Origin of the sequence: Pseudomonas sp. 13B_2.1_Bac1 (genome assembly GCF_025466155.1) — a bacterium.
GTDB classification, from domain to species: Bacteria; Pseudomonadota; Gammaproteobacteria; order Pseudomonadales; family Pseudomonadaceae; genus Aquipseudomonas; species Aquipseudomonas aylmerensis.
The window spans coordinates 1-19,343 of sequence record NZ_JANLOH010000053.1 but is presented as its reverse complement, the minus strand read 5'-3'; the positions used below and the strand labels follow the sequence as shown (position 1 = coordinate 19,343).

The following is a 19,343-nucleotide window of genomic DNA, read 5'->3' as shown; positions in this document are numbered from 1 at the left end:
ATTCCATGTCTCGAAGTATTGCCCACCTCGCCCTCCTGCTTGGGTTGATCACCGCCGTCGGGCCTTTCGCCATCGACATCTACCTGCCGGCCCTGCCGACCCTCGGCGCCAGCCTGCAGGCGTCGCCGGCGGCGGTACAGATGAGCCTGACGGTGTTCTTCATCATCGTTGGCGTGTGCCAACTGTTCTACGGCCCGATCAGCGATGTGTTCGGGCGCAAGCTGCCGATCTATGCCGGCCTGGTGATCTTTGCCGTGGGCAGCATCGGTTGCGCGCTGGCCCCGAGCATTGAAGTGCTGATTGGCTTTCGCGCGGTGCAGGCGTTCGGGGCGTGCGCCGGGATGGTGATTCCGCGAGCCATCGTGCGCGACTTGTACACCGGCCACGAAGCCGCGCGCCTGATGGCCTTGCTGATGCTAGTAATGAGCGTCTCGCCGATCCTTGCGCCGCTGGCCGGCAGCCTGGTGATTTCGCTGTGGAGCTGGCGTGAAGTGTTTGTCGTGCTCGCCGTGGTGGCTGTGCTCTGCCTGGTGATGACCGTCGTGCAACTGCCGGAAACCCACCCCGCCGAGCGGCGTCTGGGCAAGACCCTGGGCAGCGCGTTCGGCAGTTACGGCGCCCTCCTCCACGACCCGGTCTTCACCGGTTTGTCGGTGGTCTGTGGGTTTGGCCTGGCGACATTCTTTGTGTTTATCGGCAGCGCGCCGTTCGTGTACATCGAGTATTTCGGCCTGACTCCGACCCAGTTCAGCCTGTGCTTCGCCCTCAACGCCGCGTCGTTTTTTGCCATGAGCCAGCTCACCGCACGCCTCAGTGCGCACTTCGGCCTGGCGCCGTTGATTCGCTGGTCCGTGGTCAGCGTCGCGGCGGTGATGGTCCTGCTCGCTGTGACCACCCTATGGAGCGACAACCTCGCCCTGATGATGACGCTGCTGTTTATCGGCTTTGGCTTTCTCGGCCTGTTGTTACCAGCCGCCGGCGTATTGTCCCTGGAAGATCATGGCGCGGTGGCGGGTTCGGCGTCGGCACTGCTGGGGGCTATCCAGATGGTAACCGCCGCCGTGTCGATGACCCTGGTCGGCGTGTTCGCCGACCACACGCCGGCACCGATGTTGATCGGCATCGCACTGTGCGGGGTCGCGGCGCTGCTCACGACACTGTGGACCTTGCAGCGCCTGCCACCGCATCTGGCGTCCAGCGTGCCGCACACGCCGCCCGCTCAGTGAACGCACGATTTTGCGGGCATGGCGCCTGGGCTAGGCAATGCTGGCCGTGCCTGCAACCGAATGCACGATGCCGACCAGCGCCACCGCAAGCAACACCAGGCTGGCCACCCGGTTGATGCCGTCGCGGTACTTCAGCGCAAACGGCCTGCGGGCAATGGCGATGTAGAACGCCAGCACCAGGAAGTCGATGACCACCCACGCCAGGGTCAACAGCGTCACACTGCGGCTGAACGAGTCGGTTACCTGGATGAACTGCGGGAAAAACGCCACGAAGAAAATGATGTCCTTGGGGTTGGAGATGCCCACCAGGAAGCCGGTGCAGACAGTGCCACCGCGACGGCCGGCCGCAGGCGTTTGACCTGCAGGGCAACGCAGGCCCTGGATGCCCAGGTAGAGGATAAACAGGCAGCCGATAACACTGATGCCGTTCAACAGTGCCGGGCTGACCGACAGGCTGCCCGCCAGAATCAGCACTGCCAGTACTGCCAGGGTCAGCGACGCGAGGTTGGTCCCCACAGCCGTCCACAACGCATGTCGGGTGCCGGCCTGCTGGCTGGTCGTGATGATCAGCGCCACCACCGGGCCCGGGGTGGCGATCAGCATGAAGACGCTGAGCAGGTAGACCAGCAGTAATGAAGTGTCCATGGTGCGCACAGCCTAGTGGGGTTCAGGGGCTGGCAGCGTGAGGCATCAGGCACGCGTTGAAAAACGCAAAAGCCTGTGACCTACTATGAGTATTTATCACAATGAATAATCGCCATGGCCGAACGCATCCCGCCACTGTATGCCCTGCGCGCCTTTGAAATCGCGGCACGCTCTTCTTCGTTTACCCGCGCGGCGCAAGAGCTGTCGTTGACTCAAAGTGCGATCAGTCGCCATATCAAGACACTCGAAGGCATCCTTGACTGCCGGCTGTTCGAGCGGCATGGGCCCAGGCTGCAACTGACCGCTGCCGGTGAGCGGCTGGCGCAGGAACTCAAGGTTGGCTTTCGCATCATCGAACAAGCCTGTGCACCGTTTCGTGCCGGCACCGGCAACTTGCGCCTGAAGGCGCCCTCCACGCTGACCATGCGCTGGCTGCTGCACACGCTGGACCTTCTCAAGGCCGAGCTGACCGTGCAACTGGCCAGTGTCTGGATGGATTTCGACAGCGTGGACTTCTACGCCGAGCCCTACGACTGCGCGATTTTGCTCGGCAACGGCCATTTCGGTGCCGATGTGCAGGCGTACAAGCTGTTTGATGAATGGCTGATCCCCATCTGCGCGCCGGGCAAGATCGACGTCGAACTGCCGCACGCCGAACTGATCCATCCCACTCCCGACCGTCGCGACTGGCGCCGCTGGCTGGCGGCCCTGTCGCTGGAAGCCCGGATCAATCTGGATCGCGGCAAGGTCTTCGACACGCTCGACCAGGCCATTTCGGCGGCCATGCGCGGCCACGGTGTCTCCATCGGCGACCTGCACCTGGTGGCCGACGATGTCCGCGACGGGTTGATCGGCTTGCCGTACGGCAAGGCCGTCGCCTCCGGTGATGGCTACTACCTGGTATGGCCGAAAGGGACTCGGCACACCCAGCAAGTGAAGGCGCTGCGCGATGCGCTCAGCGGACATATCCCGGCCATCGACCTGCCGGGCCTGGTGTTTTTACCCGCCACGGGTTGAGACCATTCGTCGGGCCCGCCAGGCATCCATTACAACTATCGCGGCCGCCAAAACTACTAACCCCATAGCACCCTTGATGCGCTATGGAGATTGAAATGACTGACTATCCACGCCCACCCTTCGCCCCTCAAGCCCAAGCCGTGCCCGGCACCCAGAAGAAAATGGAGCCTTATCCCGATTGTGGCGAGAAGAGCTACAAGGGCTCCGGCCGACTGGCCAACAAGATCGCCCTGATCACCGGTGCCGACAGCGGCATCGGTCGCGCGGTGGCCATCGCGTTTGCCCGCGAAGGTGCCGATGTTGCCATTGCCTACCTGGACGAACACGAGGACGCGAAGGAAACCGCACGCTGGGTTGAAGAAGCGGGCCGCCAGTGCCTGCTGCTGCCCGGTGATATCGCGCAGAAAGCCAACTGCCAGGCACTGGTCGACAAGACGGTCGAACAGTTCGGCCGCATTGACGTGCTGGTGAATAACGCGGCGTTCCAGATGACCCATGAAACCCTCGAAGAGATCGAGGATGAGGAATGGGTGAAGACCTTCGATATCAACATCACCGCGATGTTTCGTATCTGCAAGGCTGCACTGCCGCATATGCAGGCCGGCAGCTCGATCATCAACACCAGTTCGGTCAATTCCGACATGCCCAAGCCGACCCTGCTGGCCTATGCCGCGACCAAGGGCGCGATTGCCAACTTCACCGGCGGCCTGGCGCAATTGCTCGGCAGCAAGGGGATTCGGGTAAACAGCGTGGCACCTGGGCCGATCTGGACGCCGCTGATCGTGGCAACCATGCCCGATGAAGACGTCCGGAGCTTTGGCAGCGAAACCCCGCTGGGCCGCCCTGGCCAGCCGGTCGAAGTGGCACCGATCTATGTGCTGCTGGCCTCGGATGAAGCCAGCTACATCTCCGGCTCCCGCTATGCCGTCACCGGCGGCAAACCCATCCTGTAGCAACTGGCTTGCCGGCGGTGTCGGCCTCTCGGCTTCCCAGGAAGACCGAGGCGCCTGCATCGCGGGCAAGCGCGGCTCCCACAAAAACCGCTCTACAGATCGAACCGATCCACCGCCCGCCGCCGCTCATTGTCGTCACGCACGTCATAGCTGGCGGTGGTCTGGATATTGGTGTGGTGCGCGAGCTTCTGTGCGATCGACAGATCATGCTCCTCGATCACCCGCGTGATGAACGAGCGCCGGAAGTCGTGGGGCATGATCTTCACGCCCACCTGCTCGCCGCGCTGGCGGGCAATGTAGTAAATCGCATGTTTGGTAATGCGTTCGCGGGTGATATGGCTGCCGCGACGGATGCGATTGAACAGGAAACTGTCGTCCTGCTCACCTTCCTTGAGTTGCTCGCGCCGAAACGCCAGCCAGGCCTGCAACTTGGCGAAGGCCCAGTCCGGCGCATACTTGACCAGCTCCTTGTTGCCCTTGCCGATCACCCGCAGGCTGCGCTCTGCAAAATTGATCTGCGCCAGGTCGAGGTTGACCGACTCCGACTTGCGCATGCCCGAGCCGTACAGGATGCCGATCACCGCCGCGTCCCGCAGGCCCTGTGGGCGTGGGTCGGCGGCGCAGACTTCCATCATTTCGCGGATCAGCGTGCGTCGCAGGTTGCGCCCCTGGCCCAGGCGGGTACCGGGCGCGGCCTTGACCGTGCGCATGCGCAGCAGGTGTTCCTGGCTGATCAGGCTCAGGCGCCACGCCTCGTTCATCACCCCGCGCACGGCGTTCACATACAACGATGAGGTGTTGGGCGCGTAGCCGTCCTCACGCAAGGCGGCGACCAGGGCGATCACGTGTTCAGGCTGCAGCAGGTGCCAGTCGATGTCTTCGAGGTTGATGTCCTCGAAGCCCAGGCGGTCGGCGGCGTCCTGCAGCACGTAGCGCATGGTCAGTTGGCTGGAGGGCGCCAGGCGGGTGAGGTAAAGGGTCAGCGGGTTGCGGATAGACTCAGTCAAGGTAGATCAGCCTTTGGATTAAATACCTCGAACAAGCCATTGTTTAATCGAGGTATTTAGTGAATTGGCGAGGCCTGAGTCTACCCCAGCAGGAGCCCTCGCACCACATCACGGGGCGCTGTCGTCATCCTCGGTGGGGTCTTGCGGTTGGGTCTGGGCCTGGCTCCAATCCGTGTCCTGCTTCTGCATCAGCGCGAACCAGTGCTGACGCATAAAGGTCAGGTACGCCTCAGGGGCCTTGGCAAAATCCTTCTCATCGCCATAGCAGCCCGGCAAGGGCAACTCGGTGCCTTGCTCCTTGTATTGGCTGACCAATGCCTGCTGGCCGGCCACGCTGCAATCCTTGGGCAACGGCATGCCGCGCAGGGCGCCCGCTTCTTCATCCCACCAACTGGCGCCGACCCGGTCGACACCGCGCAGGCGGTACTTCTGCGACTTGCCCACGTGCATGATCAACTTGAATTCATTGGGGCTGACGTCGCTGGTGCAGGTGCGCGAGTAACCCACGGTCGCCTGGGTGATGCCATCGCCGGTAAGGTCGGTGACCTTGGTCGCCTCCCTGTCGAAGCGCAGGGCGGCATCGAATTCGCAGTGCTGCACGTCGTCGTAGAGCATCCACACGCGTTTGGGGCGATTGCCATCGATCAGGTACTGAGCCGCGTAGACGAAGGCCGACTGAGTCCCGTCATCGTCGCGCTCGCTGACTTGCTCGGCGAGCACCAGCAGGTTCTTGCCCTGGCGATCCTCCCAGGTATACGCGGCGATCTGCTTGCCGCGCACTTCCACCCCGTCCGGCACCTGGTCGATGCTGGTCAGCGCCACGCCGTCGTCGGCGCGCACCGTGGTGACGCACGCCACGGTCATCAACAATCCCATCAACACTGGCCGCAACTGGCCGCGTAAAAGCTGCACGCTATTCATCCGATCACCCTGGCAAGAGACGGCTTACTTTACCGGCACTTGGGGCGCATTGCAGAGAAGATTCTTGAATAAAGTGCCAACGCACAGGACGCACGTTTGCGTTGAACCAAACACCTGCGCGGCCGTTCCTATTTCGCCAGCCAATTCAATGGACAACGCCGTGGATGTCTAGCTGAACCCTAGCTGTCTACCTGTCAAATAAACGAGTTTTTCATCCGCCTTTCATATCTGTTCAACATTTTTGCGCTTAATCTTGAACGTGAAACTTAATAGCAAATTGCGCAACGCCGTCTAACCTGTTGATTACGCTTCACCTTTAGCACCGTCCCTACTTCTACGGTCTAGACGTTTGCCCAGTGTTTATTGATGTTTTCACGCTCCAAGTTGCGCTAACCCCCGAGGTCATGAATCTTTGAAACCCTACCCTATTCATTGCGTGTCGATCGTCATCCCGGTCTACAACGAACAAGAAAGCCTGCCTGAACTGCTGCGTCGCACCACCGCAGCGTGCCAGCAACTGGCCTACGAATACGAAATCATCCTGGTGGATGACGGTAGCCGCGACAATTCGGCCCAACTGCTGGAAGACGCTGCCGCCGTAGACGGCAGCAAGGTGGTCGCGGTGATCCTCAACCGCAACTACGGCCAGCACGCCGCAATCATGGCCGGTTTCGAGCAGTGCCGGGGCGAGGTGGTGATTACCCTCGACGCCGACCTGCAGAACCCACCCGAAGAAATCCCGCGCCTGGTCGAACAAGCCGCGCTGGGCTACGACGTGGTCGCCACCGTGCGCAACAATCGCCAGGACTCGGCCTTTCGCCGCTGGCCGTCGCGCCTGATCAACCTGGCGGTGCAACGCTCCACCGGCGTGGCCATGACCGACTACGGCTGCATGCTGCGCGCTTACCGGCGCACCATCGTCGACGCCATGCTTGCCTGCCGCGAGCGCAGCACCTTCATTCCGATCCTGGCCAACGGCTTTGCCCGCCACACCACCGAGATCCTGGTGCACCACGCCGAGCGCGAGCACGGCGAATCCAAATACAGCGCCATGCGCCTGATCAGCCTGATGTTCGACCTGCTGACCTGCATGACCACCACCCCGCTGCGGCTGCTGTCCATCGTCGGCTTCAGCCTGGCGGCACTGGGCGTTTTTTTCGCCTTCGCGTTGATCGTCATGCGCCTGGCATTCGGTGCCGACTGGGCCGGTGATGGCCTGTTCGTGTTGTTCGCCGTGCTGTTCGTGTTCACTGGTGGCCAGTTCATCGGCATGGGCCTGCTGGGTGAATACCTGGGCCGCATGTACAGCGACGTGCGTGCCCGCCCCCGGTTCTTCATTGAAAAAGTGCTGCGCAACCAACCTGCAGCACCGGCACCCGTGGTCGTCGTCGACGGCCTGGTGTCTTCCCATACCACTTCTACTTCTCCTTCCGATCAGGTTTCGTCATGAATTCAAACGCCGTTGTCTTCGCTTACCACGATATTGGCTGTGCAGGCATTGAAGCCCTGCTGGCTGCCGGCTACGACATTGCTGCCGTGTTTACCCATGCCGACGACCCCAAGGAAAACAACTTCTACGGTTCCGTCGCGCAGTTGTGCGCCCGTAACGGCATTCCAGTGCACGCGCCGGAAGACGCCAACCACCCGCTGTGGATCGAGCGTATTGCCAAGCTCAAGCCGGACTTCATCTTCTCCTTCTACTACCGCAACCTGCTGAGCGAAGCCCTGTTGGCCACCGCCAGCAAAGGCGCGTTCAACCTGCACGGTTCGCTGTTGCCCAAATACCGTGGCCGTGCACCGGCCAACTGGGTGCTGGTGAAAGGCGAAACCGAAACCGGCGTGACCCTGCACCGCATGGTCAAGCGTGCCGATGCCGGCGCGATCCTGGCCCAGCAGAAGGTCGCCATCGAGCGCACCGACACCGGCCTGACCCTGCACGCCAAACTGCGCGACGCCGCCAGCAACCTGCTGCGTGACGCCCTGCCGCAACTGGCCGCTGGCAAGCTGACTGAAACCGCCCAGGACGAAAGTCAGGCCACCTACTTCGGTCGTCGCACCGCTGCTGACGGCAAGCTGGAGTGGAAAAAGCCGGCTGAAGAGCTGTTCAACCTGGTTCGCGCCGTGACCCAACCGTACCCGGGCGCCTTCTGCGCCGTGGGCGAGCACAAGCTGATCGTCTGGCAGGCCGAGGTGGTGAAGGGCAATGAAGGCCTGGCGCCGGGCCGCGTGATCAGCGTCAACCCGCTGCGCATCGCCTGTGGTGAAGACTCGCTGGTGGTCAAGTTCGGCCAGCGCAATGACAACGGCCTGTACCTGGCCGGCCCATCCCTGGCCAATGAACTCGGCCTGGTCGACGGCTCCGTGCTGCGTGGCGCCGAGTCCGGCCGCAAGCCGCGCCGTACCCGCGTGCTGATCCTCGGTGTGAACGGCTTTATCGGTAACCACCTGTCCGAGCGCCTGCTGCGTGACGACCGCTACGAAGTCTACGGCCTGGACATCGGCTCCGACGCCATCGAGCGCCTGCGCAGCCACCCGAACTTCCACTACGTGGAAGGCGACATCAGCATCCACACCGAGTGGATCGAGTACCACATCAAGAAGTGCGACGTGGTCCTGCCGCTGGTGGCCATCGCCACGCCAATCGAATACACGCGTAACCCGCTGCGCGTGTTCGAGCTGGACTTCGAGGAAAACCTCAAGCTGGTGCGCTACTGCGTCAAGTACAACAAGCGCGTGATCTTCCCGTCGACCTCCGAAGTCTATGGCATGTGCCAGGACCAGTACTTCGACGAAGACACCTCCAACCTGGTGGTCGGCCCGGTCAACAAGCAGCGCTGGATCTACTCGGTCTCCAAGCAACTGCTCGACCGCGTGATCTGGGCCTACGGCGCCAAAGGCCTGAACTTCACACTGTTCCGTCCCTTCAACTGGATGGGCCCGCGCCTGGACCGCCTGGATTCGGCTCGTATCGGCAGCTCCCGCGCGATCACCCAGTTGATCCTCAACCTGGTGGAAGGCACGCCGATCCGCCTGTTCGACGGCGGCGAGCAAAAGCGTTGCTTCACTGACATCGCCGACGGCATCGAAGCCCTGGCGCGCATCATTGATAACGACAACGATGTCTGCAACGGCCAGATCATCAACATCGGCAACCCGGAAAACGAAGCGAGCATCCGCCAGCTGGGCGAAGAGCTGCTGCGTCAGTTCGAAGCGCATCCGTTGCGCGGCAACTTCCCGCCGTTCGCCGGTTTCCGCGACGTCGAGAGCAAGGCGTTCTACGGCACCGGTTACCAGGACGTGGCACACCGCAAGCCAAGCATCGAAAATGCCAAGCGCCTGCTGAACTGGGAGCCGACCGTGGAGATGAGCGAGACCATCGGCAACACCCTGGACTTCTTCCTGCGTGAAGCCATGCTCGAAATCGCGGACAAGAAGTAATGAAGGCAGGCTTGCGCATTGACGTCGACACCTACCGTGGGACCCGTGAAGGGGTGCCGCGGCTGCTCGAATCCCTGGATGAAGCCGGGGTCAAGGCGACGTTCTTCTTCAGTGTCGGGCCGGACAACATGGGGCGCCACTTGTGGCGCCTGATCCGCCCGCAGTTCCTGTGGAAGATGCTGCGTTCCAACGCTGCCGGCCTGTATGGCTGGGATATTTTGCTCGCCGGCACTGCCTGGCCGGGCAAACCGATCGGCCGTGACCTGGGGCATTTGATGCGCCAGGCCAAGGCTGCCGGCCATGAAGTCGGCCTGCATGCCTGGGATCACCATGGCTGGCAGGCCAACACCGGGCGCTGGAGCGACGCGCAGCTGGTCGAGCAGATTCGGCGCGGCGTCGACACCCTGAGCGATATCCTGGGTGAACGCATCGACTGTTCCGCGGCCGCCGGTTGGCGCGCCGATGAACGCGTGGTGCAGGCCAAGCAAGGGTTCAACTTCCGCTACAACAGTGATTGTCGGGGCACCAGCCTGTTCAGGCCAACCTTGGCCGATGGCAGCGCGGGCACCCCACAGATTCCGGTCGACCTGCCGACCTTCGACGAAGTCGTCGGGCCGGTGGTGGCTGCCAAGGATTTCAATAGCTACATCCTCGAGCGCTTCGCGGAGTCGAAGCTCAACGTCTACACCATCCACGCAGAAGTAGAAGGGATTCTGATGGCCAATGATTTTCGCCAGTTGCTGGCCCAGGCAGGGCAGCGCGGCATCGATTTCCAACCGCTGGGCGAGTTGCTGCCTGCCGATGTCACCACCCTGCCCCAGCAACAGCTGGTGCGCGGCGCCCTGAGCGGCCGTGAGGGTTGGCTCGGAGTGCAACAGGCATGATCCGCCGTTGGGCCCTGCCCCTGCTCCTGTTGGCGTTCGGCGTGTTCTATCTGCTGCCGCTGGCCACCCACGGCCTGTGGATTCCGGATGAAACCCGCTATGCGCAGATCAGCCAGGAAATGCTGCTGACCGGCAAATGGGCGTCGCCGCACTTCATGGGTATTCGCTATTTCGAAAAGCCTGCGGCCGGTTACTGGATGATCGCGCTGGGCCAGGCGATCTTCGGGCAGAACCTATTCGGCGTGCGCTTTGCGTCGGCATTGAGCACCGGCCTGAGCATCCTGCTGGTGTACCTGGTGTCACGCCGGTTGTGGAATGACCCGCAAAAAAGCCTGATCAGCACCGTGCTGTACATGAGCTTTGTCAGCGTCGCGGCCCTGGGAGGCTATGCCAACCTGGATCCGCAGTTCACCTTCTGGGTCAACCTCACCGGTGTGGCCCTGTGGTTTTGCTTCGACAGCATCACACGCAGCGGCCGGTTGTGGTCCTGGGCAGTGCTGGGCCTGGCATGTGGCATGGGCTTCATGACCAAGGGGTTCCTGGCCTGGCTGTTGCCGGTGTTGATCGCCCTGCCCTACGCAATCTGGCAGAAGCGTTTTCGCGAACTGCTGGGTTATGGCCTGGTGGCCGTAGCGGTGGCGATTGTGGTCAGCGTGCCGTGGGCATTGGCCGTGCACCTGCAGGAACCGGACTACTGGAATTTCTTCTTCTGGCACGAGCATATCCAGCGCTTTGCCGGCGACGACGCCCAGCATGCCGAACCGTTCTGGTATTACTTGCCGCTGCTGGTGGCGTTCTCGCTGCCGTGGGTCGCCCTGCTGCCGTCCACCCTCAAGCAGGCGTGGCAAGACAAGCGCACGGCGAAGATCGGCTTTGTGTTGCTGTGGCTGCTGATGCCCCTGGCCTTCTTCAGCCTGGCCAAAGGCAAGCTGCCCTCCTACATCATGCCGTGCCTGCTGCCGCTGGCCTTGCTGATGGGCAACACCCTGGCGGATAAATTGGCCCAGGGCCGCGGTCGCGCGTTGCGCCTCAACGGCTGGCTGAACCTGGTTCTCGGTGTGGTGGTATTGCTCGCCCTGAGCTGGTTCCAACTGAAAAAGCCGCTGTACGAACATGGCCAGGAAACCTTCAGCCTGGTGCTGGTGTTTGTCTTCCTGTTCGGCTGGATCCTGGTCAACCTGCTGCAGGCTGCACGGCCATTGCACCTGTGGGCCGCGCCGGTGATCGGCAGTTGGCTGATGGTCGCCCTGCTGCCGGCCGCACTGCCGCATTCGGTGGTCTACAACAAGACCCCGGATCAATTCATCATCGATCACCTGCAGGCACTGCGCCCGGCCACGGCGTTGCTCAGCAACGACCTCGGCGCGGCATCGGCCCTGGCGTGGCGCCTGCAGCGCCCGGATGTGACGCTGTACAACACGGTCGGAGAAGTGAAATACGGCCTGGCCTACCCGGATGCCGGGCATCACAAGGTCGACACCCGCCAGGTCCAGCAATGGATGAGCGAGGCGCGCAAACAAGGGCCGGTGGGTGTGGTGATGCGCGTCAAAGGCGACGATGAAATCGCCGAAGTGGCGCTGCTGCCCACCGACGGCGAGCGTTATGAGCAAGGCAATATCGTGATTCTGATCTTCCCGCAGGTGCAGCCGTGATCACTCTGCTCCTGCTATTGGCCGCCTGCCTGCTGACCTGCATGGGCCAGGTCTCGCAAAAGTTCGCCGTGGAAAGCTGGCGTGACCTGCCGGACGGCTGGGCGCTGAAACTGCGCTCGCCGTGGCTGTGGGCGGCGTTGGTGTGCCTGGGCCTGGGCCTGCTGGTGTGGCTGCTGGTACTGCAGCGCCTGGAGGTCGGCATCGCCTACCCGATGCTCAGCCTGAATTTTGTCTTGGTCACGCTGATGGCGCGTTTTGTGTTCCATGAACACATCGATGGCCGTCACTGGCTGGGCGTGGCGCTGGTGATCGGCGGCGTCGTGCTGCTGGGGCGTCACGTATGAGCCGGGTCCAGGGGTTTGCCCTGGCCCTGGGCAGCGTCGCACTGGTCAGCGCGGCCCAGCTGGGCATGCGCTGGAGCATGACGCGCCTGCCGCTGCCCAACGAATGGCTGACGGCGCAGATCGACCTCGGCGCCCTGGCTGTGGTGCTGCTGGCGATCCTCGCCTATGCGCTGTCGATGCTCTGCTGGCTCGGCGCGCTCAAACACCTGCCGTTGGGCCGGGCCTATTCGCTGCTGAGCATCAGCTACGCGCTGGTGTACCTGCTGGCGGCCAGCCTGCCGGTCTTCAACGAACACTTTTCGATTTCAAAAACCCTGGGGGTGGCCTTGGTCATCCTCGGTGTGCTGGTTATCAACTCTCGCCGTGCTAGCGCTACAAGTCCCAGGAATGCCCCATGAAAATCAGTGTATTTGGTAGTGGTTACGTCGGTCTGGTGCAGGCCACCGTATTGGCCGAAGTCGGTCACGACGTCATCTGCATGGACGTCGATCAAAACAAGGTCAAGCTGTTGCAGCAAGGCCATGTGAGCATCTTCGAGCCGGGGCTGGCCGCGATGGTCAAGGAGAACCTGGAGAGCGGGCGCCTGCACTTCACCTTTGATGAAAAGCTGGCCGTCGAACACGGCGAAGTGCTGTTCATTGCCGTGGGCACACCGTCGGATGAAGACGGCTCGGCCGACCTGAAATACGTGCTGTCGGTAGGTGATGCCGTGGCCCGCCACCGTATCGAGCCGGTGATCCTGGTGGAAAAATCCACCGTGCCGGTGGGCACCGGCGACACCCTGCGCGCGCACATCGAGAAGGCCCTGCACCTGGCTGGCCGGCACCTGGAGTTCGATATCGTCTCCAACCCGGAATTTCTCAAGGAAGGCTCGGCCGTGGCCGACTGCCGCCGCCCGGATCGCATCATCATCGGCTGCGAGCGCGAAGAAGTGCGCGACGTGATGCGCGACCTGTACGCGCCGTTCAACCGCAACCATGACCGCATCATCTTCATGGACCTGCGCAGCGCCGAGCTGACCAAGTACGCCGCCAACTGCATGCTGGCGACCAAGATCAGCTTTATCAACCAGATCGCCGAGCTGGCCGAACACTTGGGCGCGGATATCGAAGCTGTACGCCTGGGCATCGGCGCTGACTCGCGCATTGGCTACCACTTTATCTACCCTGGCTGCGGCTACGGTGGCTCGTGCTTCCCCAAGGACATGCGCGCGCTGATCCACAGTGCCAAGCAGGCCAACTGCTCCAGTGACCTGTTGGAAGCCGTGGAAGCGATCAACCAGCGCCAGAAGAGCAAGCTGTTCGAGCGTATCAATGCGTTCTTCAAGGGCAACCTGCGCGGCAAGACCTTTGCCCTTTGGGGCCTGGCGTTCAAACCGAACACCGACGACATGCGCGACGCCCCCAGCCGTGTATTGATGGAAGCCCTGTGGGCCGCCGGCGCCAACGTACGCGCGTTCGACCCGGAAGCCATGCAGGAAACCCAGCGTATCTACGGCGATGACCCGCGCCTGATGCTGATGGGCACCCCGGAGTCGACCTTGAGCGGCGCCGATGCGCTGATCGTCTGCACCGAATGGCAGCAGTTCAAGGCACCGGACTTCGACCTGATTCACCAGCGCCTGAAAACCCCGGTGATCTTCGACGGCCGCAACCTGTATGACGGCGAGCGCCTGGCGCGCAAAGGCTTCCAGTACTTCCCGATGGGCCGTGGCGACTCGTGCCAGTTGCCGATTCCGCAGCAACAGTGGGTGCCACAGGTCGTGGAAGCCTGATACGTGAACAAAGCTCAACCGTCCCTGCTGAGCCCGACGATTCGCCGCCAATCCCTGCTGCTGGGGTTGCTGGCGCTGGCGTTATTCATCGCTGGCAGCTGGCACCAGGCGATTATCGGCTTCGACTCGCGCTTCGTGGTTTTTGCCCAGGAGATGCTGCGCCACGGGCCGGGCTTTTTCCCGACCACCTACGGGCAGCCGTATGCGGATTACCTGGCCACCTCGACGCTGCTGACCTGGTTGCTGTCGTTGCCCCTGGGCCAGGTCACCAGCCTCACGGCCTGGTTGCCCACGGCGCTGGCCTCGGCAGCGATCGTGGTGCTGGTGTATCGCCTCACGGCGCCCTACTCCCGGCACTGGGGCCTGCTGAGCATCGCGGTATTGCTGCTCAGCAGTACCTTCATCAGTGAAACCCGCTCGGTATCCCTCGACCAGATGCTCGCTGCAATTGCCCTGGCGGTGTTCTACCTGGGTTACGCGCATGACCACTTCGGTGCTGGCAAGCGCTTGCACTGGCTGTACCTGCTGCTGATCCTCGGCTTTGCGATTCGCGGGCCGATTGGCCTGGTGATACCCACCGGCGTGCTGTGCAGCTACTACCTGATCAATCGGCAATGGCGACAGTTGTTCAGTTTTGGCTTGCTGGCGCTGGCGCTGTTGGTGGCGTGTGTCGGCCTGCTGTTGCTGATGGCCAAGCTCAGCGGCGGTGAAAGCTTCATGCAGGACGTGATCCGCATGCAGTTCCTGGGGCGCATGGACGGCAGCGAAGGCTCCAGCGGCGTGCTGTATTACTTCACCAGTTCGCTGGGCAATTACGCCATGGCCTATCCCGTGGCGCTGCTGGTGCTGCTGGCAATCGCCCTCGGCGGCCGGCGTACGCCGGAGCCGGCCTTGCAATTGGTGCTGTACTGCGCGGCCGCCGGCCTGCTGGTGATGCTTGGCCTGTCGATCCCACAGGCGAAAAAGGCGCGCTATGTGCTGCCGATGTTGCCCATGGCGGCAATCATTGCGGCCTATCCGTTCCAGGTTGCCGAGGATCGGCTGTTTGCCGGGTTGCGCAGGCTGATGCTGGGCATTTGGACGTTGCTTCCGACGCTGCTGATCGCCGGGTTGTTGTTCGCACGCACTCGTTATCCGCAGCAGCTGGAGCATCTGGGACCCATGTTTGGCCTGCTGGGCGCGCTGCAGGTCTTGGCTTTGCTGGCGTTGTTCAAGGCGCAACTGCGCCCGCTCGGCCCGGCGTTGGCCGGTGTACTGGCGGTGTGGGCCAGCTATATCGGCGTGGTCGAGCCGCTAGAGCGCAGCCTCTACGACACCCGCACGTTTACCCTGCAGGTGCACGAGCAGGTCATGCAGCAGCGCGCACCCGTGGTATTGCACGGCCTGGGTAAAGACGCCAAGGCCATCAAATACATGGTCAACCTTGATTGCGACCAAGTCCCGTTGTTCACCCAGAACCCTGCTGACCTTAACCCGATACAAGGGCCGGCCTGGCTGGTGATGAGCGAGGCGGATTTCGAAGGGTTGAAAGACCCGCGCTTTCGCGCCCTCACGCCGACCCTGAGCGGTGAGTTCGACCGCAACCCCTACGTGCTGCTGCACCTGGCCCAGGCCCCACCCCCTTGAGTGCTCTGCGTCGGGGCTCCCGACGCAGAAAACTCCTACGCAGCTATGCGTAATTGCTGCGACCATTGCCCTTCCCTGCGTCCGAAACCCAACGGTAAACTCGAATGCCATGTGTGGTAATCATTTACCGCCACGGGTCATGCATAACAACAAGGAAGCTGTAGGCCCGCGGTGTATGCCGCAGCCTATCCAATAAGAGGACAATGCCGTGTCAGATGATGTTTCGCCGGGCGTCTACGCGACCCCGGAGCCCGATCTCGTTCGCGTTGGCTATTTGCCGGTCCCGCCCCTGGAGCGGCTGATGGAATTACGCGACGCGCTGGTAGCGCTCAAGGGCCCACTTGCCAGTGATACCGGGCTGCAGGCGGATCTGCGAAAACGCTTGTTCAACGACGAGACCGACGATCGTGTCCTGGGCAAGCTCAGTGTGCAGGTCCCTCTTGTGTAAGCGTGGCAGTCTGATTTAACTGCATTATTTTTGGATTCAACCTGCATTAATATGCATTGGCGCGGTGTCGACAGGCACGGCACACTGCACAGGTTCCTTCCCCCAATGTTGGAACTTTCAAAGGGCTTTTCCGGGCAACCAGACAAGCCTTTTTTTTGCCTGTCGTTTATGGAATGCCTGTCAATGCTCGCTCGCTGGTTCCCTGCTGCTATCAATACCCGTCCCACTGAATGGAGTCGTGCCGCTATCGGCATGGCGCTCGGCACGCTGTTCAGCGTGTGGTTATGTGCCCAAGTGTTTGGCATGGACGTGGCCCTGCACCTGCTGGGCCCACTCGGGGCCTCGGCGGTGTTGTTGTTTGCGGTCTCATCCGGCGCGCTCGCGCAACCCTGGTCGATCATCGGCAGCTACCTGTGTGCCGGCGTGGTGGCCTTGCTGGTGGCCCGCGTCCTTGGGCGCACCCTGGGCGGTGCCTGCCTGGCGGCAGGCATGACGGTGGTGTTGATGTGCTGGCTGCGCTGCCTGCATCCACCTGCCGGTGGCCTGGCCATGACCCTGGTACTGGCCGACCCGGCCTCGGCCGCCCTCGGCTGGCATGAGATGGGCGCGGTGCTGCTGGGTGCCGGCGCCCTGCTCGCCTGTGCACTGGCCTACAACAATGCCACGCGCACTCGCTACCCCAAGGGTGCGGTCGAGGCTCCCGCGGTGGTCCTGCCAGACACCCGGGCCGCTCAAGACCCGGCCATTACCGCTGCCGACCTGAAGCTCGCGCTGGCCGACATGGAGCAGTTCTACGATGTCGCCCCCAGCGAGTTGGAACAGTTGATCCACGCCGCCGAAACCCACGCGCGGCGCCGCAGTATTGGTGAAGTCCTGGCCAGCCGCATCCCCTGACGCAGACACGCGGCCTGCTGCATAAATGCAAAAACGACCTGCATGATTGAAGGTTGTACTGGGCAAATTTGCACTGGTACGATCGCGAGATGGTTCTTCGCTGAACCTCTTGATAAAGAACAATAAAAGCAGGGAGTTACAGATGACTGCTCAGGTTTCAAACCAAGCAAGCAGCGCCGATATCCTTCAAGACGACGTCCTGGCCGAAGTGCGCAACCACATCGGCCACCTTACCCTCAACCGCCCTGCCGGCCTCAACGCCATCACCCTGGACATGGTCCGCAGCCTCGCCCGCCAGCTGCAGGCGTGGGCCGACGATCCGCAGGTGCATGCCGTGGTGCTGCGCGGCGCCGGCGAAAAAGCCTTTTGCGCCGGCGGTGATATTCGCTCCCTCTACGACAGCTTCAAAAGCGGCGACACCCTGCACGAAGATTTCTTCGTCGAGGAATACGCGCTGGACCTGGCGATCCACCATTACCGCAAACCCGTCCTCGCGTTGATGGACGGGTTTGTCCTCGGCGGCGGCATGGGCCTGGTGCAGGGCGCGGATTTGCGCGTGGTCACCGAGCGCAGCCGCCTGGCCATGCCGGAAGTGGCAATCGGTTACTTCCCGGACGTTGGCGGCAGCTACTTCTTGCCGCGCATTCCCGGCGAGCTGGGGATTTACCTCGGCGTCACCGGCGTGCAGATTCGCGCCGCCGACGCCCTCTACTGCGGCCTCGCCGATTGGTACCTGGACAGCGCGAAGCTGGCCGACCTCGACCACAAGCTCGACCGCCTGCAATGGCACGAGTCGCCGCTCAAGGACCTGCAGGGCGTACTGGCCAAACTCGCCGTGCAACAGTTGCCCGACGCGCCGCTGGCCGCCTTGCGCCCGGCCATCGACCATTTCTTCGGCCTGCCGGATATACCGAGTATCGTCGAGCAATTGCAGCAGGTGACGGTCGCCGACAGCCATGAATGGGCGCTCACTACCGCCCAACTGATGCACACCCGCTCGCCGCTGGCCATGGCCGTGACCCTGGAAATGCTGCGTCGCGGCCGGCGCCTGCCGCTGGAACGCTGCTTTGCCCTGGAACTGCACCTTGACCGCCAGTGGTTTGAACGCGGCGACCTCATCGAAGGCGTTCGTGCGCTGATCATCGACAAGGACAAGGCCCCGCGTTGGAATCCACCGACGCTGCACGGCCTGGACAACACCCATGTCGAGAGCTTCTTCCATCACTTCGAGAAGGTTGCGAACTAAGCCATGCAAGATATTGAATACACTGAAGAACAAGTGATGATTCGCGACATGGCGCGTGACTTTGCCCGTGGCGAAATCGCCCCCCATGCCCAGGCCTGGGAGAAAGCCGGCTGGATCGACGATGCCCTGGTCGCGAAGATGGGCGAACTCGGGCTGCTGGGCATGGTGGTCCCTGAAGAATGGGGTGGCACTTATGTCGACTACGTCGCATATGCCTTGGCGGTCGAGGAAATTTCCGCCGGCGACGGCGCCACCGGCGCGCTGATGAGTATCCACAATTCAGTCGGTTGCGGGCCCATTCTCAACTACGGCACACAGGAACAGAAACAGACCTGGCTGGCCGACCTCGCCAGTGGCCAGGCAATCGGTTGCTTCTGTCTCACCGAACCGCAGGCCGGTTCCGAAGCGCACAACCTGCGCACCCGCGCCGAGTTGCGCGATGGCCAATGGGTGATCAGTGGTGCCAAGCAATTTGTCAGCAACGGCAAGCGCGCCAAGCTCGCTATTGTGTTCGCCGTGACCGACCCGCAATTGGGCAAGAAAGGTATCTCCGCATTCCTGGTGCCCACCGACACCCCAGGCTTTGTCGTCGACCGTACCGAACACAAGATGGGCATTCGCGCCTCGGACACTTGCGCCGTCACCCTCAACCAATGCAGCGTGCCGGAGGCCAACCTGCTGGGTGAGCGCGGCAAAGGCCTGGCGATTGCACTGTCGAACCTGGAAGGCGGCCGCATCGGCATTGCCGCCCAGGCCCTGGGCATCGCCCGCGCGGCGTTTGAAGCTGCGCTGGTCTACGCCCGCGACCGCGTGCAGTTCGACAAGGCAATCATCGAGCACCAGAGCGTGGCGAATCTGCTGGCCGACATGCAAACCCGCCTGAATGCCGCGCGCTTGTTGATCCTGCACGCCGCGCGCCTGCGCTCGGCCGGCAAACCGTGCCTGTCGGAAGCCTCCCAGGCCAAGCTGTTCGCCTCGGAAATGGCCGAAAAGGTCTGCTCCTCGGCGATGCAGATTCACGGTGGGTATGGGTATCTGGAAGATTATCCCGTGGAACGCTACTACCGCGATGCGCGGATCACGCAGATTTACGAAGGGACCAGCGAGATACAGCGGATGGTGATTGCCCGGGAACTGAAGAACTATCCCCTCTAACTGAAAGACCACACCCCCCATGTGGGGGGGGGGGGGGGGGGGGGGGGGGGGGGGGGGGGGCGGGGGGGGGGGGGGGGGGGGGGGGGGGGGGGCGGGGGGGGGGGGGGCGCCCC

The 19,343-nt window shown here is 62.5% G+C and carries 18 protein-coding genes; 15 read left to right on the top strand and 3 right to left on the bottom strand.

The genetic code is table 11. The annotated features are described in order from the left end of the window. Positions 1-5: 5 nt before the first annotated feature. Positions 6-1,226 (top strand): multidrug effflux MFS transporter, encoded by a 1,221-nt coding sequence (locus tag NTD80_RS12745; protein WP_262133874.1) that lies wholly within the window; start codon positions 6-8, stop codon positions 1,224-1,226. A 30-nt stretch (positions 1,227-1,256) separates the two neighbouring features. Here NTD80_RS12745 and NTD80_RS12740 read toward each other — a convergent pair whose 3' ends face one another. Then, positions 1,257-1,871 carry a LysE family translocator gene (locus NTD80_RS12740; RefSeq protein WP_262133873.1) on the bottom strand — a complete coding sequence of 205 codons (615 nt, stop codon included), beginning with the start codon at positions 1,869-1,871 and terminating at the stop codon, positions 1,257-1,259. A gap of 114 nt (positions 1,872-1,985) precedes the next feature. On the opposite strand from NTD80_RS12740, the gene NTD80_RS12735 reads away from it, so the two are divergent. Both NTD80_RS12735 and NTD80_RS12730 read left to right on the top strand, forming a co-directional pair. Continuing rightward, complete coding sequence (locus NTD80_RS12735; protein ID WP_262133871.1) at positions 1,986-2,888, top strand: LysR family transcriptional regulator; 903 nt, start codon at positions 1,986-1,988, stop codon at positions 2,886-2,888. Positions 2,889-2,983: 95 nt separating this feature from the next. Then, positions 2,984-3,841: an SDR family oxidoreductase gene (locus tag NTD80_RS12730; RefSeq protein ID WP_262133870.1), complete on the top strand. Its 858-nt coding sequence runs from the start codon at positions 2,984-2,986 to the stop codon at positions 3,839-3,841. A gap of 92 nt (positions 3,842-3,933) precedes the next feature. On the opposite strand, the gene xerC is transcribed toward NTD80_RS12730, so the two are convergent. Further along, positions 3,934-4,848 carry a tyrosine recombinase XerC gene (xerC, locus tag NTD80_RS12725; protein ID WP_065905329.1) on the bottom strand — a complete coding sequence of 305 codons (915 nt, stop codon included), beginning with the start codon at positions 4,846-4,848 and terminating at the stop codon, positions 3,934-3,936. A gap of 108 nt (positions 4,849-4,956) precedes the next feature. Next, positions 4,957-5,769 carry a M949_RS01915 family surface polysaccharide biosynthesis protein gene (locus NTD80_RS12720; RefSeq protein WP_262133869.1) on the bottom strand — a complete coding sequence of 271 codons (813 nt, stop codon included), beginning with the start codon at positions 5,767-5,769 and terminating at the stop codon, positions 4,957-4,959. 412 nt (positions 5,770-6,181) lie between these two features. On the opposite strand from NTD80_RS12720, the gene arnC reads away from it, so the two are divergent. The 12 genes from arnC (at position 6,182) to NTD80_RS12660 (ending at position 19,230) form a co-directional block, all read left to right on the top strand. Then, positions 6,182-7,219: an undecaprenyl-phosphate 4-deoxy-4-formamido-L-arabinose transferase gene (gene arnC / locus NTD80_RS12715; RefSeq protein WP_065905334.1), complete on the top strand. Its 1,038-nt coding sequence runs from the start codon at positions 6,182-6,184 to the stop codon at positions 7,217-7,219. Then, the gene (gene arnA, locus NTD80_RS12710) at positions 7,216-9,207 is read left to right on the top strand and encodes a bifunctional UDP-4-amino-4-deoxy-L-arabinose formyltransferase/UDP-glucuronic acid oxidase ArnA (RefSeq protein WP_065905336.1); all 1,992 of its coding nucleotides are present in this window, start codon (positions 7,216-7,218) and stop codon (positions 9,205-9,207) included. Before arnC ends, arnA begins: the two co-directional genes overlap by 4 nt. Continuing rightward, the gene (arnD, locus tag NTD80_RS12705) at positions 9,207-10,091 is read left to right on the top strand and encodes a 4-deoxy-4-formamido-L-arabinose-phosphoundecaprenol deformylase (protein WP_065905338.1); all 885 of its coding nucleotides are present in this window, start codon (positions 9,207-9,209) and stop codon (positions 10,089-10,091) included. The genes arnA and arnD overlap by 1 nt, the downstream gene beginning before the upstream one ends. Next, positions 10,088-11,743, top strand: a complete 1,656-nt coding sequence (arnT, locus tag NTD80_RS12700) for a lipid IV(A) 4-amino-4-deoxy-L-arabinosyltransferase (protein WP_262133868.1) — start codon at positions 10,088-10,090, stop codon at positions 11,741-11,743. The genes arnD and arnT overlap by 4 nt, the downstream gene beginning before the upstream one ends. Further along, positions 11,740-12,087 carry a 4-amino-4-deoxy-L-arabinose-phosphoundecaprenol flippase subunit ArnE gene (gene arnE, locus NTD80_RS12695; RefSeq protein WP_065905342.1) on the top strand — a complete coding sequence of 116 codons (348 nt, stop codon included), beginning with the start codon at positions 11,740-11,742 and terminating at the stop codon, positions 12,085-12,087. Before arnT ends, arnE begins: the two co-directional genes overlap by 4 nt. Further along, a complete protein-coding gene (arnF, locus tag NTD80_RS12690; protein ID WP_065905346.1) occupies positions 12,084-12,485 on the top strand; it encodes a 4-amino-4-deoxy-L-arabinose-phosphoundecaprenol flippase subunit ArnF in 402 nt (133 codons plus the stop codon). The genes arnE and arnF overlap by 4 nt, the downstream gene beginning before the upstream one ends. Beyond that, positions 12,482-13,861, top strand: coding sequence for a UDP-glucose dehydrogenase family protein (locus NTD80_RS12685; RefSeq protein WP_065905348.1), 1,380 nt, complete (start codon positions 12,482-12,484; stop codon positions 13,859-13,861). Before arnF ends, NTD80_RS12685 begins: the two co-directional genes overlap by 4 nt. Before the next feature lie 3 nt (positions 13,862-13,864). Next, a complete protein-coding gene (locus tag NTD80_RS12680; RefSeq protein ID WP_262133867.1) occupies positions 13,865-15,487 on the top strand; it encodes an ArnT family glycosyltransferase in 1,623 nt (540 codons plus the stop codon). Positions 15,488-15,776: 289 nt separating this feature from the next. Continuing rightward, on the top strand, positions 15,777-15,935 hold the full coding sequence (locus NTD80_RS12675; RefSeq protein ID WP_262134011.1) for a hypothetical protein: 159 nt from the start codon (positions 15,777-15,779) through the stop codon (positions 15,933-15,935). A 183-nt stretch (positions 15,936-16,118) separates the two neighbouring features. Then, positions 16,119-16,829, top strand: a complete 711-nt coding sequence (locus NTD80_RS12670) for an HPP family protein (protein ID WP_065905352.1) — start codon at positions 16,119-16,121, stop codon at positions 16,827-16,829. A 142-nt stretch (positions 16,830-16,971) separates the two neighbouring features. Continuing rightward, a complete protein-coding gene (locus tag NTD80_RS12665; RefSeq protein WP_262133864.1) occupies positions 16,972-18,075 on the top strand; it encodes an enoyl-CoA hydratase/isomerase family protein in 1,104 nt (367 codons plus the stop codon). A 3-nt stretch (positions 18,076-18,078) separates the two neighbouring features. After that, entirely contained in the window at positions 18,079-19,230 is a 1,152-nt protein-coding gene (locus NTD80_RS12660) for an acyl-CoA dehydrogenase family protein (protein WP_262133862.1), read from the top strand. Positions 19,231-19,343: the final 113 nt, after the last annotated feature.

Excerpts from the sequence above, each read along its gene's own strand:
- NTD80_RS12665 (WP_262133864.1), top strand. The coding sequence starts at position 16,972 with ATGACTGCTCAGGTTTCAAACCAAGCAAGCAGCGCCGATATCCTTCAA.
- NTD80_RS12745 (WP_262133874.1), top strand. The coding sequence starts at position 6 with ATGTCTCGAAGTATTGCCCACCTCGCCCTCCTGCTTGGGTTGATCACC.
- arnT (WP_262133868.1), top strand. The coding sequence starts at position 10,088 with ATGATCCGCCGTTGGGCCCTGCCCCTGCTCCTGTTGGCGTTCGGCGTG.
- NTD80_RS12730 (WP_262133870.1), top strand. The coding sequence starts at position 2,984 with ATGACTGACTATCCACGCCCACCCTTCGCCCCTCAAGCCCAAGCCGTG.
- NTD80_RS12740 (WP_262133873.1), bottom strand. The coding sequence starts at position 1,871 with ATGGACACTTCATTACTGCTGGTCTACCTGCTCAGCGTCTTCATGCTG.
- NTD80_RS12670 (WP_065905352.1), top strand. The coding sequence starts at position 16,119 with ATGCTCGCTCGCTGGTTCCCTGCTGCTATCAATACCCGTCCCACTGAA.
- arnD (WP_065905338.1), top strand. The coding sequence starts at position 9,207 with ATGAAGGCAGGCTTGCGCATTGACGTCGACACCTACCGTGGGACCCGT.
- NTD80_RS12720 (WP_262133869.1), bottom strand. The coding sequence starts at position 5,769 with ATGAATAGCGTGCAGCTTTTACGCGGCCAGTTGCGGCCAGTGTTGATG.
- NTD80_RS12685 (WP_065905348.1), top strand. The coding sequence starts at position 12,482 with ATGAAAATCAGTGTATTTGGTAGTGGTTACGTCGGTCTGGTGCAGGCC.
- NTD80_RS12660 (WP_262133862.1), top strand. The coding sequence starts at position 18,079 with ATGCAAGATATTGAATACACTGAAGAACAAGTGATGATTCGCGACATG.
- NTD80_RS12735 (WP_262133871.1), top strand. The coding sequence starts at position 1,986 with ATGGCCGAACGCATCCCGCCACTGTATGCCCTGCGCGCCTTTGAAATC.
- arnA (WP_065905336.1), top strand. The coding sequence starts at position 7,216 with ATGAATTCAAACGCCGTTGTCTTCGCTTACCACGATATTGGCTGTGCA.
- arnF (WP_065905346.1), top strand. The coding sequence starts at position 12,084 with ATGAGCCGGGTCCAGGGGTTTGCCCTGGCCCTGGGCAGCGTCGCACTG.